The following is a 17,448-nucleotide window of genomic DNA, read 5'->3' as shown; positions in this document are numbered from 1 at the left end:
ATAATTGCGATGCGCCGGATTGGGCTTATGGCGTGCCGAAAATGGGGTTTGCGAGAACCAGAGCGAAGTGTACTTTAAGGTACATGAGCACCGGAAGCGGAGAAAAAACGCCATTTGCAGGCCGCTAGAAGTCTAATCCTAATGAAAGTCACGTGAGTTCGGCATGATCTTCACATTGCGCGGATGGCGCGCTGTGGTCTGTGATGGCGCGATAAGGCGGTTTGGCTCGCGCCCACTCATTTCAATGAGCGCGGCTGAACGATCTTCCAGCTTTGATGCAACCAGATGCACGACGCCCTCCGGGCTGCGCTGAACCTGCCCATCAATGAGAATGAGCCGTGCGCCCATCACCTCGCGGCGAAATATTTTCATGATTTTCGGCCACACAACAATATTGGCGATGCCGGTTTCATCTTCAATCGTGAGAAACACCACGCCTTTGGCACTACCGGGGCGCTGACGAACAGTGACAACACCCGCCACTTTCATGCGGCGGCTCTGTGTTGCTTGCTGTACGGATTTGCAGGTGGAAACACCTTCTGCCGCGAGCCTTTCACGCAGGTATTCCACTGGATGACCTTTGAGCGAGAGCCGGGTTGTCTCATAGTCAGCAATGACATGCTCAGAAGCCGCCATTTCAGGCAGTTTTGTGTGTGGCTCTTCCGCGAGTTCGCTGGTTTGGGCAGCCATGAACAGCGGCAGGGTTTCATCATTGGGCAGGCGGCGCACAGCCCATAAAGCAGCACGCCGGTCAATGTTAAGCGAGCCAAAAGCATCGGCATCGGCAAGAAGCGTGAAAGCACGCCGGTCGAGCCGCAGGCGGCGATGCATATCCTCAATGCTGCGATAGGGTTCATGCTGACCGGCAATCAGCAGCTTTGCAGCATCCTTTGAAAATCCATCAATCTGGCGAAAACCAAGTCGAAGCGCTGGTTGCATATTGGATCTGTTTTCCAGAGTATTGTCCCAATGGCTGAAGTTCACATCGATTGGCAGCACGCACACACCATGTTCATGCGCATCACGCACGATCTGTGCTGGCGCATAAAACCCCATCGGCTGTGAGTTGAGCAGAGCCGCTGCAAACACTTCCGGGTGGTGGCATTTGATCCATGCGGAAATATAAACGAGATGTGCAAAGCTCGCCGCATGGCTTTCCGGAAAGCCATATTCACCAAAGCCTCTGATCTGGTTGAAGCAGTTTTCTGCAAAAGTCCGGTCATAGCCACGGTTGACCATGCCATCGATCATCTTGGTTTCCATGGTGTGGATGGTGCCCATTTTCCGGAATGTCGCCATGGCGCGACGCAGTAGATTGGCTTCATCAGGCGAAAAATGTGCAGCTTCAATGGCAATGCGCATGGCTTGCTCCTGAAACAGCGGCACGCCTTTGGTCTTTTCCAGAATGTTTTTCAACTCATCCGGCTCACCATGCTCAGGTGAGGGAGCGGGATAGATTACATTCTCCGGATTTTTCCTGTTCCTCAGATATGGATGCACCATATCGCCCTGAATAGGACCTGGGCGGACGATGGCCACCTGAATGACAAGATCATAATACTTTTGAGGGCGCAAACGCGGCAGCATGTTCATCTGCGCACGGCTTTCAACCTGAAACACACCGACTGAATCGCCTTTGCAAAGCATATCGTAAACGGTTTTGTCCTCACGCTCCAAAGTGGCGAGCGTTAGTTTTTTGCCGTGATAAAGCTGCGGTTTATGAGCGTGAATGAGGTCGAACGCCTTGCGGATACAGGTGAGCATGCCGAGAGACAGCACGTCCACTTTCATCAGGCCTACTTCGTCAATGTCGTCCTTGTCCCATTCGATGAAAGAGCGTTTGTCCATCGCCGCCGGACCAATTGGTACTGTCTCATCCAGACGATCTCGGGTCAGCACAAAGCCTCCGACATGCTGCGATAGATGCCTTGGAAAGCCGATCAGCTCCAGCGCCAGTTCAACCGCTCGCCGAATGATGGGATTATCAGGATCAAGCCCCGCCTGTCTGATATGCTCTTTGTCGATGCCGCCGCCTGATATGCCCCAGACGGTGTTGGCGAGTGCTGCAGTCACATCTTCTGTTAGCCCAAGCGCCTTACCAACATCGCGGATAGCGCTGCGGGAACGATAGCTGATGACGGTCGCAACAATCGCCGCACGGTCTCTCGTGTAGCGCTCATAGACATATTGCATCACCTCTTCGCGCCGCTCATGCTCGAAATCGACGTCGATGTCTGGCGGCTCTTTGCGCTCGACGGATAGGAAGCGCTCAAACAGAAGATCCACTTCTGTCGGATCGACGCCCGTTATGCCAAGGCAGAAACAGACAACGGAATTGGCGGCTGAACCGCGCCCCTGACACAGAATGTCTTTCCTGCGCGCATAGCTCACAATGTCATGAACAGTGAGAAAATAGGCCGCATATTGCAGCTGTTCGATCAGCGCTAGTTCCTTGTTGATCAGCTTTTGAACCTTAAGCGGAACTGTATCTGCACCATAATACCGGGCAGCGCCGTCCCATGCGAGATCATGCAGATGCTGCTGTGGTGTCTTGCCGGGCGGCACTGGCTCGTCGGGATAGTCATATTTCAGCTCATCAAGCTGGAAATTGATAGGCGCCACGAAATCGGCAGTCGCTTCAATTGCGCTGGGATAATTGCGAAACAGACGCACCATTTCATGCGGCGGCTTGAGATGACGCTCGGCGTTCTTTTCAAGTATTCGCCCGGCGGCAAAAACTGTTGTGTAATGGCACGTTGCTGTAAGCACGTCCTGCAAAGCGCGCCGGTCTGTATGATGATAAAGCACGTCATTGGTGGCGAGTAGCGGCACATTCGCCTCTGCCGAAAAATGTGCTATGCGTTCTGCACGGCGTCCATCATGGCCCTGATGTGGCATGGTCAGCGCCAGCCAGACAGAGCCCGGTGCGGCTTTTGCAATCTCTGTCAGACGGTCAATAAAATAAGGTTGGTCTTCGTCGGGGGCAAAGACGGCAATCTGGAACTGTCGTGCACGGAATAGCAGATCGCCCCATTCAAGATGGCATTTGCCTTTGGTGGCAGCGCGTTGTTTTCCCTCTGTCAGCAGGCGACACAATTGCCCATAGGCAGCACGATCACGCGGATAGACGACCATATCCGGCGTGCCATCAATGAAGGAAAGACGGCAACCGATGAAAAGCCGGAAATCGCATGTCTCGCGAATATCCTTCCATGCCGCATGCGCACGCACCACACCTGCGAGCGTGTTACGATCAGCAATACCAATGCCGGAAAGCCCCAAGGCATGGGCTTGCAAGACAAGCTCATGCGGGTGCGATGCGCCACTCAGGAAGGAAAAATTGCTGGCCACAGCCATTTCAAAATAGCGGTCCATCACGCGAACAACCCATGCAAGAACCAGCGCGGATGATTAGAGCCGTCATAAAGCCCCTCACGAAAAATCCAGAAACGCTGGCCGTTATCATCCTCCACCCGGTAATAGTCGCGCAGCTGCGGCACATTATGGCCGATAGAAAGCCACCATTCCGGTTCGATCCGCTCCGGCCCTTCGGCAAGGCGCACATGATGGCGTACGCGCCGCCATAGGAAAAACGATGGCGGACTGTCAGGCACTTCAGCAATCGATTCGATTGGCTGCGGCGGATGAAACAGTTTTATCGGTCGCGCGGGCGGGTCGCCGGGAAGCGTCCGACTGCTTTCATAATCCGCGTCATTCTTACGACCTGTCTGCATTGCTGAATGTAGGCTGAAAGCCCGCTCTGGCATATGCGTGTTGCGCGCAAACGGGATGAGCACCCGGTTTGCACCAAGCCGGGCTGCAAGCCGGTCAATCAGCTGGCTGAAACCGGCCTGATCTTCCTCGTTCTGGTCCAGTCCGGTCTGGCGCTGGGCAATGGCAGCAGAGCGCAGTGCCGCAAGCCGTATCATGTCAAAGCCAAAACCGGCATCAAGCGGATCGGTCAGCGCATTGAGCCGCTCACGCGCAAGCCTCAGAAAAACCCGGTCTTCACGCAAAGGCTGGCCGGTTTCAATGCGGATATGACGCACCTCGCCATCGACCCGGAAAAACGAAGCTTCGATCAGCAGTGCGCCTTTGCCTTCGGTCTCAAGCAGGGCGAATAATTCCTGCGCCAGTTCCTGCAAAATTTGCTCAACAAGCGCCATCACCGTGACCGGCTCTGAAAGACGGCGTTCAGCTATGCTGAGCGGCACGATGCGCAAGGGTGAAATCGGTGCCCGTTCCTGCCGCGCCAGTCGTTCAAGCTTCGTGGCAAGGTCAGTTCCGAAACGTGCGGTCAGCGTTGCACGTGGGAGTGCCATCACATCGCCGATATGCTTCAGCCCGGCACGTTTAAGACCCGTCTCAGCAGCTTCATTCAGTTCAAGAGAGCTGATCGGCAGACGCGGCAAAAAATGGTCGGCACCAGCCTTGCTGAAAACGCCGCCTCTGGTGCCACGCGCCAGAAGCCGTGCGGCAAAGCTGCCATCGGCAATCGCTGCCTGTATGCTGAGCCCAGCCCGTTCAATCCGCATGATCGCGTCCTCTCGCAGGGCAGAAAGCCCGCCAAAAAGATGCGCGCATCCGGTGATGTCGAGCATCAGCCCATAGGGCTGATCGAGAGCGACAAGCGGCGTATAGCGCTCGCACCAATGCGCAAGCCGTCTGAGCAGCGCTGCGTCGCGCTGAGGTGCTGCGGTTGCCACGTCCAGCTTTTCTACCCGCGCACGCGCATCGGTCAGGGCCATGCCGGGAAAAAGGCCCAGCTTTGCGGCCTCAATATCCACTGCCGTCAGTCGCAGTGCATTGGCCGTGCGCTCGGTGACAACAAGTGGCAGTTGCTGTTTGCCCTCATGCGGAGCGGAGCGGCGAAGCCGGTCGGTCGGCAGAAACGGAAACCACAGGGCGAGGAACACCCGTTCTGGCGCTCCGTTTTGCTGCTCCAAATTCAAGGCTTTCATTGTTCCATTCCATGATCCATTGCCCACATGTGCCGTGCCGGTTGCGTTCAAGTACAGCAGAAAAGGCAGGCTTTCCGGGGGCATTCGCTCCGCTGGAGCGCGAGGGCGCAGGGGCTACCCGCCAGCGGCTGACGGCTGCACTCTGAATGCCCGTTCGGTGGCTCCTGAGCAGGAAAACTGGTAGTTGCGCAGTCTCCGTTGCCAGCAGCAGACGACGCGACGCTGTCAGGTCGAGGCACTTTGGCTGGCCAGTCATTGAAGCAACCACGCCGGAGATAAGATGCGAAGCCTTGCCACCACTTCCCGCCTCAAGCGCATCATTAGATGCTTTGAGCACATCCTGCGCGGTGGGGCAGCGCACGATCAGCAGCCGCGCCGGATCAATACCAAAGGCATGAAGTCCCGGTGGATACAGCCCGCCATATTCAGTTGAAGTGCTTTCCTCCTCAATCCAGATAATCGGCTTTTTTGCAGGCGATGCCCGCAAGGCAAGCGCCAGTGCAAAGCCTGTTGCTGCCATATGCGCACCCGGATTTTCTGCAAAAACCTCATGCAAAGCATCGCCTGCCAAACCATGCGGGAAAGCATCATCAGCGTGAGCAAGACCCAGCGTGAAACTACGCGCACGCCCGAAACCCGCGACCGCTTCACTGCTAAAACTGCCTTGTGCGTCGTTGCCTTCAATGGCCGTAACCATGCGCCGCAACGCCGCGATGTCGATGCCGCTCACGTTTGAAACCTATTGTTGTTCACTTTATGTTCTAGTATTGAATCGAGTCAGCGAAGAGTCAAGCAAGATCATCTGTGGGTTGGTGTGGATAAGAAAAATGCTCCTCGATAGGGAGCATTTTTCTTTCAGTTCAGGCGGCTTCTTTAAAAGATACGCCTGCCAGTTGTGCGAGATGACCACCAAGGTCAGTGCCAGCACCTGATGCATTGATGGTGTCAAAATAATCATGCCAGCCGGTTGAAGTGATTCCGGCAATTAGCATGTCGAGAGCGGCTTCATCCGGGAAACGCCAGATGGCAAAGAAGCTCTGCTCTGGTGCATAAGGCTTTGTGGAATCGACCGGACCCAAAGCCAAAGCTTCAACTCCGAGTGCTGCCAGACCGCCCATGCCAGCGCCTACTTTTTCAAAGAAAGCCTGTCTGCCTTGTGCATCAAGTTCAAGCCAGCTTGCTTTGGGTGAGTAAAGCTCGGCGAGGTAATAGGTCATTATAAGTCCCTTAGGGTTTCACTAATTTTGAAGGAATGGCCCGCATCAGTTCGGCTCCAGATGCGGCGCAATAGGGTACTCAGCAGTTGTTGCTCGCCGGTTGAAAGATCGCTCATCAGGCCCGCGATCCAGGCCGTATGCTGATCGAAAAGCTCTTGTGCCAAACGTGCGCCTTCGGGTGTTAGCCTTACTGTGAGCTTGCGGCGATCCTGCGTATCTGCATGGCGCGTCAGAAAGCCGTCACGTTCCAGCCCGTCGAGAAGGCCGGTAATGGTGGCGCGTGTGACGCCAGCGCGTTCCGACAGCTCATGCGGCGACAGGCCGTCAGCTGCATTTTGCAACAAAAACAGCAGCACAAACTTGCCTTCGGAAAGCTTGTGAGGGCTAAGCCTGTTCGCGCAGTCTCGATCAATCGCTGCTGCCAGCGACAGGATTTCAAAACAGGCCTTCAACGCGCCGGTTGAGGGAGTGTTGCGGCGTTCCAGTTCGCCCAAAAGGGCGTGATGCTTCTGCTCTATAATTTCCATACGGCGACGTATAGTAAGGTGCCGTACTAAATGCAAGAGGATTAAAGATAGATGGCGACTAGCTGGCCTTGATTGAGTGTAATATACGATTTATATATGTTTTATATATTAAACGATGGATCGCAATTATGGGTATCGTAAAAATTAGCGACGAACTGCATGAAGAACTGCGCAAGGCAAGCGATGTTATGTGCCGCTCAATCAATGCGCAGGCAGAATATTGGATGAAGATCGGCATGCTGGCACAGGCTCACCCCGAACTGTCGTTCAATGAAATTGTGCAGATGCAGTTACGCGCCGCCCATGTCGAAATTCCGGTTCTGGCGGTTCAGTCATCATGATCAAGACACCGGCTGAAGTGGAAAAGATGGCGGCTTCGGGCGCGCTGTTGGCTTCTGTCTTCACGCTTCTCGACAACACGTCGCTTGTTGGCATGAGTACAATGCAGGTCAATGATCTGGTCGAGGATTATATCACCCGCGAATTGCAGGCGCGTCCGGCCAGCAAGGGGCAATATGATTTTCCTTATGTGCTCAATGCCTCAAGGAATGAAGTCGTTTGTCACGGTATGCCGTCTCATGATGAAATCATCGCAAATGGTGAGATCATTAATTTCGACATTACCCTTGAAAAAGACGACTATATCGCTGATTCCAGCAAGACCTATATGATTGGTGAAGTTGCTCCCTTCGCCTCACGTCTGGTGCGTGTAACCTATGAAGCGCTATGGAAGGGCATTGCTGCCGTGCGCCCCGGTGCAACGCTGGGCGACATTGGCTATGCCATCGAGCGTCACGCAAAGCGTCATGATTACAGCGTCGTGCGTGAATATTGCGGTCATGGTATTGGCCGTGAAATGCATGAAGAGCCGCAGGTTCTGCATTTCGGAAAGCCGGGCACTGGTGCTCGATTGCGCGAAGGCATGGTGTTCACCATTGAGCCTATGCTCAATCAGGGCACAGCCAAGGTAAAGACCGAAAAAGATGGCTGGACGGTGGTGACGCGTGACGGAAAATTGTCAGCCCAATTTGAGCATACGGTGGCTGTTACGTCGAATGGCGTTCGGGTGCTGACCTTACGTCCCGGCGAAGAAAAGATGCTTGGCTCTATCAGTCACGCGGTATGATGATCACCCGATTTTACCAGCCAGTAATAGGATGAATATTATCGTTCCGGCGATGCTCATTCCGCTTGCCAGAATGGTTCCCAAAATGACAGGCACGAGTTTTAGGAATGAAACATAGGGCGATATTTCCAGCTGAAAATTTGACCGGATTTTCTCTGGCGTAAGACAGGTTATCTCGTATTCGCCCGCTGCTGAGCATTCAAAGTTTCCTAAAGCATGCGAAGCGTAGCCGCTCATATCTGTGCGTCTGACGCCGAGCAGCGAACGGCTTGTTGAGCGATAGGCGACAGTTGCGCCGCTTGGCAGCGACTTGATTGCAAATTGCGTTGAGAAATAAGCGGTTCCTGTAACAATCGTTAGCGGCGGAAACACGATGCTCACAGTATATCGTCCGGTGTTTGGCAAGTAAAACACGTGTGGCTGGCTGTCTGCTTTAAAGCGATGACGGACCGCTGGCATGATGATGCCCCACAGAATGGAAATGCACCGGACCAGCAGATAAATGCCGAGCAGAATGCAAAGAGGCATCGCAAGATAGAGAAACACGGCTCACGCTCCGTTTAGTTCCTGAAAAGAAAAAGCCCGCCGGGAGGCGGGCTTTTTTATTGATGTGAACCGCTTATCGACGGTCGCGAGCAGCCAGGGTGCGCAGACGAAGCGCATTGAGCTTGATGAAGCCTGCTGCGTCCTTCTGGTCATAAGCGCCCTGATCATCTTCAAACGTCACGAGCTTGTCGGAATAGAGTGACTTGTCCGATTCGCGGCCAGTGACGATCACATTGCCCTTATAGAGCTTGAGTGTGACTTCACCTTCAACATGACGCTGGCTGAGGTCGATTGCAGCCTGCAACATTTCACGTTCTGGCGAGAACCAGAAGCCATAGTAAATGAGTTCTGCATAGCGTGGCATCAGCTCATCCTTGAGATGTGCTGCACCACGGTCGAGCGTGATCGATTCGATAGCGCGGTGTGCAGCCAACAGGATCGTGCCGCCCGGTGTTTCATAAACGCCGCGGGACTTCATGCCAACGAAGCGGTTTTCAACGAGGTCAAGACGACCAATACCGTTGTCGCGGCCATAATCATTGAGCTTGGCAAGCAGTGTTGCAGGCGACAGACGTTCGCCATTGATCGAAACGGCATCACCCTTTTCAAAGCCAACCTTGATGATGGTCGGTGTGTCTGGTGCTGATTCTGGCGAAATCGTGCGCATATGCACATATTCAGGCGCTTCGATTGCCGGATCTTCCAGAACCTTGCCTTCGGACGAGGAGTGCAGCAGGTTTGCGTCAACCGAGAACGGCGCTTCGCCCTTCTTGTCTTTCGCAACAGGGATCTGGTGCTGTTCAGCAAATTCAAGCAGATGCGTACGGCTCTTGAAGGTCCAGTCGCGCCATGGAGCGATGATCTTGATGTCCGGGTTCAGCGCATAAGCGGAAAGCTCAAAGCGAACCTGATCATTGCCCTTGCCGGTCGCGCCATGCGCAATCGCGTCAGCGCCGGTCTTCTTGGCGATTTCGATGAGGTGCTTGGAAATCAGCGGACGGGCAATCGAGGTGCCGAGCAGATAGACGCCTTCATAGACGGCATTGGCGCGGAACATCGGGAAGACGAAATCGCGCACGAATTCTTCGCGCACATCCTCAACGAAGATTTCCTTGATGCCCAGCATTTCCGCCTTTTTGCGTGCTGGTTCAAGTTCTTCGCCCTGGCCGAGATCGGCGGTAAAGGTAACGACTTCTGCGTTAAGCTCAGTCTGCAACCATTTCAGGATAATCGAGGTGTCGAGACCGCCCGAATAGGCCAGAACGACTTTTTTGACGTCTTTCAGCTTGCTCATAGTTCACTTCCGTCTGAGATGCGATGGTGGCCTGAAGGGCCGTAGAACAGGATGTTGCAGCTCTTTTATCAGTTGCTAAGCAGCGTGCAAGCCGGATGGTGCGTTGTGGTCGAAAAGAAAGCTTTATCTTCCATTTTGGACAGTGTTGACTGTCATCTTGATTTGTAACTATAAAAGTTACGTGAATAATCAACCCAATCCATTTTCTGATCCGCAGTTGGTTGCTCGTTATTGTGAGGGGCCGCCGAAAGCTGTGCCGGGCTTTCGAGACATGCAGCGCATGACGCGTTTGCTGCTTGCTGAACAGGTTGCTGATGATGCGCGCATTCTCGTGCTTGGCGCGGGTGGTGGGCTTGAACTCACCCTCTTTGCTGAAAAACACCCGCGTTGGACTTTTGAAGCAGTTGATCCCTCCACCGAAATGCTGCAACTGGCGCGGCAAAATCTAGGCACCAATGGGGAGCGTGTGAATTTCCATAATGGTTATATCGACACTGCAGCAATGGGACCGTTCGATGGCGCTGTCTGCTTATTGACCATGCATTTTCTGGATACGGAAACGCGCAGACAAACGCTTGCAGATGTACATCGCCGATTGAAACCCGGTGCGCCGTTCATCATGGCGCATTTTAGCTTTGAGCAGAGCAACGCCGATGAGCGGGCTTTGTGGTTGTCGCGCTATGCTGCCTTTTTGAATGATTCTGGCGTTGATCTGGCAAATGCAATCAAAGCCAGCACAGCGATCAATGAGCGTTTGCATATCTTTACGCCGCATCAGGATGAAGCACTGATACGCGGTGCGGGCTTTAAGAATCTGAGCCTTTTTTATGCGTCTTTCACCTATCGCGGATGGGTTGCCTACGCGTAATCACGGGTCGCTAAGACGGCTAAAAAATTCGATGGCGGAGGACATGGATTCGCGTTAGCTTGCCGCGAATTCCCGGAGTGCTTTTCAATGTCTTTTCTGACAAACCTGACCTTCATCCCCGAATGGACCATCTTCGTCCAGTTCGTGATTGCTACTGCAATCCTGTCGATCACCCCCGGCCCGGATATGACGCTGTTCGTTGGTCGTGCGTTGTCTGAGGGCAAGGCTGCGGGCTTTGCCTGTATGGCGGGTGCCAGCACTGGCATCGTCATTCACACGAGCATGGTGGCGCTTGGCTTGTCCGCGCTGATCCTCGCGTCTCCCGCCGCTTTCACAGGACTCAAAGCTGTTGGTGCGATCTATCTTGTCTGGCTCGCAGTGCAAGCAATCCGCAAGGGGTCTGCATTCTCGCCGGAAAAGAATGGCGGCAAAAAGCATACATTGTTTCAGAATTGGGCAACGGGCCTCGGCATCAATTTGCTCAATCCGAAGATCATCCTGTTCAATATGACCTTCCTGCCGCAATTCGTCTCAGCCAGTGATCCGCATGCGATGGGAAAACTGTTCTTCCTCGGCCTGTCCTTCATTCCACTGGCACTGCCTTTCACCATTCCAATGGTGGTTGCAGCCGACAAGTTCGCGGGTCTTCTCAAGAAGAATCCGACAGTGACGCGGATTGTGGACTGGCTTTTTGCAGGTATTTTCTCAGCTTTCGCGCTGAAAATTATCACTGCGCAGGCGAAGTAAAGTTATTTAGCCGGGTGGCCCAAAAACCGCCCGGCATTGCGGCCAGCTATCAGCCAATAGACGAAGCCGCCGACGACACCTGAACCGGCGAAAGCGCCTGTCATAAGCGCAAGACCTGCGGCGATATTCTGATCCGTCACCGCGAAAAGCGACCCCGTACCCATTCCAAGCAGGCCAATGACCATGCCACCGATGCAATAAGGCAGGGATGACTTCCATCCGCGCGCTTCACTGATGACAATCAGCAGCAGCGCTGGGAAGAAGCTGAAACCGCCTGCCATGAATGCCAGAACCGGGCCACCAACGAGAACCGCAGCATAAAAGCCGGTCGTATCCCAGCTGTTGCGGATTTCCCTGAAAACATCCTCAAAGAATGGGTCTGACATTGCATAGCCCAGCACATCGATCTGGCTATACAAAATAGCCGCCAGAAAAAACCCAGCGGCCAGAACGGCTAAGCAATAGCCGAAAACGATAACGACAAAGCGCGTGATATAATCAAACGTATCGGTCAAAGGCGCTTAGTCCCCCTGAATTATTCACCGTGCCCGGCAATCATCATAGCTTCAAGCGCCAGACGCTCGCTTTTGCGCATACGTTCTGATTCCGACTTCAACTGACCGCAGGCAGCCAGAATATCGCGACCGCGTGGTGTACGGATCGGCGAAGCATAACCGGCAGCGTTCACATAATCGGCAAAGCGTTCAATATGCTCCCAGTCCGAGCACTGATAATTCGTACCGGGCCATGGGTTGAACGGGATCAGATTGATCTTGGCTGGAATGCCGCGCAAAAGCTTTACGAGCAGTTTGGCGTCTTCCATGCTGTCATTGACGTCCTTGAGCATCACATATTCAAATGTAATGCGCTTGGCGTTCGACAGGCCCGGATATTCGCGGCACGCTTTGAGAAGCTGTTCCAGTGGATATTTCTTATTGATTGGCACCAGAAGATCGCGCAATTCATCGCGCACGGCATGCAGCGAAATCGCCAGCATCACGCCGATTTCTTCGCCGGTGCGATAGATTTCAGGCACGACGCCAGAGGTCGAAAGCGTGATGCGGCGCTTGGAAAGTGCCAGACCATCGCCATCAGACGCAATCAGCAGAGCTTTTTTCACTTCATCGAAGTTATAAAGCGGTTCGCCCATGCCCATCATAACGATGTTGGTGACCTTGCGGCCTTCAGCTGGCACGATCGCACCGTCTGGTGTGTCCGTTTCCGGGAAGTCGCCCAGACGATCACGCGCGGTCATCAACTGAGCCAGAATTTCTTCAGAGGTCAGATTGCGCACCAGCTTCTGCGTGCCGGTATGGCAGAAAGTGCACGTCAGTGTGCAGCCAACCTGAGAGGAAATACACAGCGTGCCGCGACCTTCTTCAGGAATATAGACGCATTCGATTTCAACCGGACGTCCAGCACCGCGTGGCGGAAAGCGGAACAGCCATTTGCGCGTGCCATCCTGCGAAATCTGTTCTTCAACCACTTCCGGGCGCGCAATGGTGAAATGCTGCGCCAGAAGGGCGCGCAGATCCTTCGAGATATTGCGCATATCGGCAAAATCGGAAACGCCGCGGACATAAAGCCAGTGCCAGAGCTGCGCAATGCGCATCTTGACCTGCTTTGGCAACACGCCAATCTTAATCAGCTCATCAGCCATTTCCTCACGCGACATGCCGATGAGCGACGGCTTTTGCTCCATATTTGCGCGCACATGGCGGGCAAGCTGGTCACGCGTATCATCAATGGTCAGGTCGAACGAAATGGACATCTTTTTTCAACTGTTGGGGGCGACCGCATAAAGCGCGCCGGTAATTTTGTCGATTGCATGGATATATGGGCTCGTTCATCTGAAATGCGAGCCTGTTGCGCGCGCTCTTAGCACACAATATTGCATCCGTCATCCCGCAGTCTGTCGCGGCAGACATGCATAAGTGAGGATGCAGTGTCGAAAAGAAAAGCCGGAGCGAAGCCCCGGCTTATAGTTTTAGCTTGGACCAAATGAACTATTTGCAATTCTGAATGGCTGCGAGCGCTGCCGAAATGCCCTTGAGCGAATAGGTATAATTGGTCTTTGTGCCGCGCTTGGACTGTGCCTGCACCTTCATGTCCGCACCGCCGCGCATCGCTGCAATCAGCTGCGGCTCTTCGGCTGCATTTTCCATCCAGCCCGACTTACCATTCACGAACATCGTAAAATTGCGAGCTCCCACGGTGACAATAACCTTGGCATTCGCATTGGCGTTCAGCTCGTAGCCAGCCATAAACTGCGGCTCGAGGTTAACGTTCTGTCCTGGCTTCTTGCTCACGAGGAAAAAGTTATCGCCATGATCAACATTGGCGGGCGCTTTAACCGTCGGAACGGACAGGACATAGCAAACCTTGCCATTGGCAGACTGGTAGCTATATGCGCCCCAGGCGTCGAACTGCTTAATCTGGGTCGGTGTCTGGGCGAGTGCTGAGCCTGCCATTGCAATCGTGAACACCGAAGCCGCGACGATCGATTTTCCAAGCATGATTTTTTACCGGTTCTCTTTCGTTTGCTTCAAAGTCGAATATCGGGATGTCGCCGTTCAACACGCCGCCCCGTTTGATGACCCTTAATGTGCCTTAATCTGGGTTACCAAACGGTGAAGTTTTGAAAGAAAACTTGAACGAGTGGGAAAAGCCCACCACGATCCCGTTGCCAACTTCAATGAAAAGAAAGCGGCAAGAGTTTGTCATATCGCGTCAATTCGCTATGAGCGATGTATTCCACCGTCACAAATCTGTGAAACAGAGCTTAAGCGGCTTCGCCCTCATCGCGCATAGCCTCACGCGCTGCGATTCTGTGCGCTGGCGTTATATGTGTGCGTACAGCGGTCAATGCAGCCATCAGTACGGCAATATCGTCGGTAAAGCCAATGCCCACCAGCATGTCGGGAATAATGTCGAACGGAAGCACGAAATAGGCGAGGGCCGCCATCAGTGTCATGCGCACGCGGGTCGGGGTCTTTTCATCGAGCGCGCAATAATAAGCCGCTACGACTTCGTCCATGAACGGGACCATACGACCAGCACGACGTGCAGTCTTCCAGAAGCCCTGTTTCACCCGTTCGCTGCGCTTCTCGTGGTCGCGCTCGCTTCCGGGTTCGAGGATGTCATCAATCTTGGTGCGATCCATAGTCAGTTTAACTCCTGTCAGCCAGATAGAGGGCTGCACCAAAAGAAGATGGGATTATTTTTCGTCATTTTCAAGTTTTCTACCCGATGAGACACTGGCAGACCCTGCCAGAACCATCAGCTTCACCGCGCATCCCAAATCACCGGATTATGGATTTTGCCTTTTTAGGGCTGAACAAGATCTGAGGGAGTGGAGCTATTCAATGCATTTAACTGGTTATGGCGAAAACTTTGTGCGCAGTGACCGGTCGAGCCAGTTCTATCGCGGCCATCAACTCGCAGCCGCGCAGGATGTTGGCGATCAGGTCAATATCGATGTGAAAGACGGCATTTGCTATGACATCACGGCCTATATGCGCTTTCTGCTTGGTGCGGGTATTTCAGAGCATACCTTACGTGGTACATCCGGCCAAAACTGGATACCGCTGCTAAACTTCCGGGCTGGGGAATTGTGGAACGGTTATTCTTCACTGCCATACGGACGCGCTATCGGCTTTTACGATGTGAGAGCTGGCCACATTTTCCATTCTGCCGTTTCGATAGGAGATGTGTTTATTCGCAGTATTAATGGCGGCGCACTCGGCCAACAGTGGAGTGATCGCGTTGATCTGACCAAAGCACTGCCATACATCGCGAGAAACCGTGACGGCAGTTTCAATTTTCAGAAAAAGACGATTTTCGTTTATATTTCAAAAGTTTGAACCAATCACATAATCGCATTCATTTTGCGTGCAAGCTTAATATCTAGTTCCGTAATGCCGTTCTCGCTATGCGTTGAAAGCGTAACATCGACGCGATTATAAACATTGAACCATTCCGGGTGATGGTCGAATTTCTCCGCATAAAGCGCTGCCCGCGTCATAAATCCAAAAGCTGCATTGAAGTCCTTGAACTTGAAGCTTTTGCTGATCGCCTCGCGGCCATCGACCTTCTGCCAGCCTTCAAGGTCGCTGAGTGCTTGTTTGAGTTCTTCTTCTGTCAGCCTGTTGCGTGCCATCACATTTCGCCTATGTTGCGGTTCTGATGATAACTTATCATAGCCGCGAGAGTTCCGTGACCCAACAAGCCCCAACCAGTATTCTGTTTGTCTGTGCAGGCAATATCTGCCGTTCTCCGCTCGCAGAAGGCGTGATGGAATATGTTTTGGCCAAGCGTGGCATCAAACATGTGAAGATCGATTCGGCAGGAACAAACGGCTATCATACGGGCGAAGAGCCTGATGAGCGCTCAGTCCGGGTTGCGGCAAAGCATGGCCTTGATATTTCAGAACAATCTTGCCGCCAGTTGACCGCGACAGATTTCACCCGCTTTGATCTAATTCTTGGAATGGACCGCTACAATATGCGTATGATCGCGCAGCGCCAGCCTGCGAACACGACTGCGCGTATCGGGCTTTTCACCGAAATAGCAGAGGGTAAAGCAGTTGAAATCCCCGATCCTTATTATGGAAACATCGGGGATTTCGAGCAGGTTTACCGGATGGTGCTCGCATCCTCTAAAGCGCTTGCCGACCAGTTCTGGCGGGAGGCTGCCATCAAAGGCCAGGCTTCTTCGACAATATAAGGTCCACCGCCAACAGAATCACGTGACGACATCAGCACGAAGCGGCCCAGTTTGAATGGCATTGTTGAGAAGTTTCCGCGTGATGAAAGATAATGCACGACATCCGCAATATGTGGATTTCTCAGCCGTGCCAAAGTCACATGGGGCGTGAATTTGCGTGGATCAGCCGGAATATGAAGCCGCTGGCAGATGCGTTCTATTTCGCTCTGCAACGCATTGAGTTCGGGGGAGGGTGATACACCCGCATAGATGCTGTGCGGTTTCTTGGAACCGAAAGCATCTACACCGGACAGGTTGAGCATGAATTCGGGACGCCTTACGCGATCCAGTGCATTGGCAACTTCGTCGGCCACATGGCCTTCCACATCCCCAATAAAACGCAGAGTTATATGGTAGTTTTCGACATCAATCCAGCGTGCGCCTGGGAGTCCGCCCCGTAATAACGAAAGCGAAAGCGCGGCGTCGCGCGGGATTTCGAGGGCAGTAAAGAGACGCGGCATTAAGCATCCTCCTCGAACGGTTCTGATCCAGAGCGTCGTGTGGCTTAGCCACGGGAGGACGCTCTGACTTAGAGTGCCTGTGCATCGACTATCGGAAAAACGAATCTCTTTTTCCTAATCGATGTATTTCTTAGCGAATCATTCTTCGCCTTCTTGGGCAAGCTGTTTATGCCTGCGGTTTGTGTCAGCCGCCTGATGTCCCCGTCTTTTGTTCAGCTTTCAACGCTTTCTCGATTGTTGGCATAAAATTGCTCACCATCGTTTCCACGCCCTTTTCATTCGGGTGCATGCCGTCTTCAAGTTGCAACTGCTTTTGTGCAGCAACGCCATCAAGGAAAAATGGATACAGCGGCACGCCATATTTTTGCGCTAGCTTCGGAAAAATTGGATTGAACTTGTCGGCATAGTCTTTGCCCATGTTAGGCGGCGCCATCATACCTGCGAGAATAACCGAGATGCCGCGTGTTTTCAGCCGCGAGAGCATTTCATCAAGGTTCTTCTCAGTAATATCAGGCGCAATCCCACGTAGCGCATCATTTGCTCCGAGTTCTAGGATCACCAGATCCGTGCCATCGGGTATAGACCAGTCGATGCGCGCAAGACCACCCGTGGTGGTGTCGCCCGACACGCCAGCATTCTCGATGCTGACTTCATAACCCTTATCATCAAGCGCTTTTTCGAGTTGCTGCGGGAAGGCGGCATTTGAAGGCAGAAGATAGCCCGCCATCAGACTATCGCCGAAGCCAACAATTTTGACGGGTGCCAGTTGCTCGGTTGGCAATGCGTCCTCAAGCCCCGTAGGGTCTTCCTGCGCACGCGCAGCGGTAGCAATAAAAGACGCAGCTACGACAAAAATCGATAACCAAACCGTGATCGAGTGTTTGAAACGCATCGTTAGCAACCCATATCTAGCTAATTGGTGGTGGATCCACCTACA

At 53.3% G+C, this 17,448-nt stretch carries 20 protein-coding genes; 6 read left to right on the top strand and 14 right to left on the bottom strand.

Annotation, left to right across the window (positions count from 1 at the left end; all coding sequences use genetic code 11):
- Nucleotides 1–138 precede the first annotated feature (138 nt).
- The 5 genes from ACOZHT_RS04650 to ACOZHT_RS04630 form a co-directional block, all read right to left on the bottom strand.
- Nucleotides 139–3,375: an error-prone DNA polymerase gene (locus tag ACOZHT_RS04650; RefSeq protein WP_339509250.1), complete on the bottom strand. Its 3,237-nt coding sequence runs from the start codon at nucleotides 3,373–3,375 to the stop codon at nucleotides 139–141.
- A complete protein-coding gene (locus ACOZHT_RS04645; RefSeq protein ID WP_339509517.1) occupies nucleotides 3,375–4,916 on the bottom strand; it encodes a DNA polymerase Y family protein in 1,542 nt (513 codons plus the stop codon). Before ACOZHT_RS04645 ends, ACOZHT_RS04650 begins: the two co-directional genes overlap by 1 nt.
- Nucleotides 4,852–5,691: a hypothetical protein gene (locus ACOZHT_RS04640; RefSeq protein WP_339509252.1), complete on the bottom strand. Its 840-nt coding sequence runs from the start codon at nucleotides 5,689–5,691 to the stop codon at nucleotides 4,852–4,854. The genes ACOZHT_RS04645 and ACOZHT_RS04640 overlap by 65 nt, the downstream gene beginning before the upstream one ends.
- Nucleotides 5,692–5,821: 130 nt before the next feature.
- Nucleotides 5,822–6,178, bottom strand: a complete 357-nt coding sequence (locus ACOZHT_RS04635; RefSeq protein ID WP_339509254.1) for a DUF6616 family protein — start codon at nucleotides 6,176–6,178, stop codon at nucleotides 5,822–5,824.
- The gene (locus ACOZHT_RS04630) at nucleotides 6,178–6,705 is read right to left on the bottom strand and encodes a MarR family transcriptional regulator (protein WP_339509256.1); all 528 of its coding nucleotides are present in this window, start codon (nucleotides 6,703–6,705) and stop codon (nucleotides 6,178–6,180) included. Before ACOZHT_RS04630 ends, ACOZHT_RS04635 begins: the two co-directional genes overlap by 1 nt.
- A gap of 128 nt (nucleotides 6,706–6,833) precedes the next feature.
- Between ACOZHT_RS04630 and ACOZHT_RS04625 the strand changes: the two genes are divergently transcribed.
- Together ACOZHT_RS04625 and map are read left to right on the top strand one after the other, a co-directional pair.
- Nucleotides 6,834–7,046, top strand: a complete 213-nt coding sequence (locus ACOZHT_RS04625; protein ID WP_339509258.1) for a ParD-like family protein — start codon at nucleotides 6,834–6,836, stop codon at nucleotides 7,044–7,046.
- The gene (gene map / locus ACOZHT_RS04620) at nucleotides 7,043–7,831 is read left to right on the top strand and encodes a type I methionyl aminopeptidase (protein ID WP_339509259.1); all 789 of its coding nucleotides are present in this window, start codon (nucleotides 7,043–7,045) and stop codon (nucleotides 7,829–7,831) included. The genes ACOZHT_RS04625 and map overlap by 4 nt, the downstream gene beginning before the upstream one ends.
- Nucleotides 7,832–7,834: 3 nt before the next feature.
- Here map and ACOZHT_RS04615 read toward each other — a convergent pair whose 3' ends face one another.
- Nucleotides 7,835–8,377: a hypothetical protein gene (locus ACOZHT_RS04615; protein WP_339509260.1), complete on the bottom strand. Its 543-nt coding sequence runs from the start codon at nucleotides 8,375–8,377 to the stop codon at nucleotides 7,835–7,837.
- 73 nt (nucleotides 8,378–8,450) lie between these two features.
- Complete coding sequence (locus ACOZHT_RS04610) at nucleotides 8,451–9,671, bottom strand: argininosuccinate synthase (protein ID WP_339509261.1); 1,221 nt, start codon at nucleotides 9,669–9,671, stop codon at nucleotides 8,451–8,453.
- Between the two features lie 181 nt (nucleotides 9,672–9,852).
- Between ACOZHT_RS04610 and ACOZHT_RS04605 the strand changes: the two genes are divergently transcribed.
- The gene (locus tag ACOZHT_RS04605) at nucleotides 9,853–10,539 is read left to right on the top strand and encodes a class I SAM-dependent methyltransferase (RefSeq protein ID WP_339509262.1); all 687 of its coding nucleotides are present in this window, start codon (nucleotides 9,853–9,855) and stop codon (nucleotides 10,537–10,539) included.
- 87 nt (nucleotides 10,540–10,626) lie between these two features.
- Nucleotides 10,627–11,286: a LysE family translocator gene (locus ACOZHT_RS04600; protein ID WP_421565350.1), complete on the top strand. Its 660-nt coding sequence runs from the start codon at nucleotides 10,627–10,629 to the stop codon at nucleotides 11,284–11,286.
- Between the two features lie 2 nt (nucleotides 11,287–11,288).
- Here the strand turns inward: ACOZHT_RS04600 and ACOZHT_RS04595 are convergent, their stop codons facing one another.
- The 4 genes from ACOZHT_RS04595 to ACOZHT_RS04580 form a co-directional block, all read right to left on the bottom strand.
- Complete coding sequence (locus tag ACOZHT_RS04595) at nucleotides 11,289–11,801, bottom strand: hypothetical protein (protein ID WP_339509263.1); 513 nt, start codon at nucleotides 11,799–11,801, stop codon at nucleotides 11,289–11,291.
- Nucleotides 11,802–11,821: 20 nt separating this feature from the next.
- Complete coding sequence (gene rlmN, locus ACOZHT_RS04590) at nucleotides 11,822–13,057, bottom strand: 23S rRNA (adenine(2503)-C(2))-methyltransferase RlmN (RefSeq protein WP_339509264.1); 1,236 nt, start codon at nucleotides 13,055–13,057, stop codon at nucleotides 11,822–11,824.
- A gap of 235 nt (nucleotides 13,058–13,292) precedes the next feature.
- Nucleotides 13,293–13,802, bottom strand: coding sequence for an invasion associated locus B family protein (locus tag ACOZHT_RS04585; RefSeq protein ID WP_339509265.1), 510 nt, complete (start codon nucleotides 13,800–13,802; stop codon nucleotides 13,293–13,295).
- Nucleotides 13,803–14,068: 266 nt separating this feature from the next.
- Nucleotides 14,069–14,449, bottom strand: a complete 381-nt coding sequence (locus tag ACOZHT_RS04580) for a YkvA family protein (RefSeq protein ID WP_339509266.1) — start codon at nucleotides 14,447–14,449, stop codon at nucleotides 14,069–14,071.
- A 202-nt stretch (nucleotides 14,450–14,651) separates the two neighbouring features.
- Here ACOZHT_RS04580 and ACOZHT_RS04575 point away from each other — a divergent pair, with 202 nt between their 5' ends.
- Nucleotides 14,652–15,149: a hypothetical protein gene (locus ACOZHT_RS04575; protein ID WP_339509267.1), complete on the top strand. Its 498-nt coding sequence runs from the start codon at nucleotides 14,652–14,654 to the stop codon at nucleotides 15,147–15,149.
- A gap of 5 nt (nucleotides 15,150–15,154) precedes the next feature.
- On the opposite strand, the gene ACOZHT_RS04570 is transcribed toward ACOZHT_RS04575, so the two are convergent.
- A complete protein-coding gene (locus ACOZHT_RS04570) occupies nucleotides 15,155–15,445 on the bottom strand; it encodes a 4a-hydroxytetrahydrobiopterin dehydratase (RefSeq protein ID WP_339509268.1) in 291 nt (96 codons plus the stop codon).
- Nucleotides 15,446–15,471: 26 nt separating this feature from the next.
- On the opposite strand from ACOZHT_RS04570, the gene ACOZHT_RS04565 reads away from it, so the two are divergent.
- Nucleotides 15,472–16,011 carry a low molecular weight protein-tyrosine-phosphatase gene (locus tag ACOZHT_RS04565; RefSeq protein ID WP_339509269.1) on the top strand — a complete coding sequence of 180 codons (540 nt, stop codon included), beginning with the start codon at nucleotides 15,472–15,474 and terminating at the stop codon, nucleotides 16,009–16,011.
- Here the strand turns inward: ACOZHT_RS04565 and thpR are convergent.
- Together thpR and ACOZHT_RS04555 are read right to left on the bottom strand one after the other, a co-directional pair.
- Nucleotides 15,921–16,511, bottom strand: coding sequence for an RNA 2',3'-cyclic phosphodiesterase (gene thpR, locus ACOZHT_RS04560; RefSeq protein WP_339509270.1), 591 nt, complete (start codon nucleotides 16,509–16,511; stop codon nucleotides 15,921–15,923). The genes ACOZHT_RS04565 and thpR overlap by 91 nt on opposite strands.
- Nucleotides 16,512–16,695: 184 nt before the next feature.
- Entirely contained in the window at nucleotides 16,696–17,403 is a 708-nt protein-coding gene (locus ACOZHT_RS04555) for an arylesterase (RefSeq protein WP_339509271.1), read from the bottom strand.
- Nucleotides 17,404–17,448 lie beyond the last annotated feature (45 nt).

It is taken from the genome of Ochrobactrum sp. EDr1-4 (assembly GCF_049199085.1).
Classification (GTDB): Bacteria; Pseudomonadota; Alphaproteobacteria; order Rhizobiales; family Rhizobiaceae; genus Brucella.
Note: the sequence above shows the minus strand (reverse complement) of the source record. Positions and strands in the feature narration are given on the sequence as shown.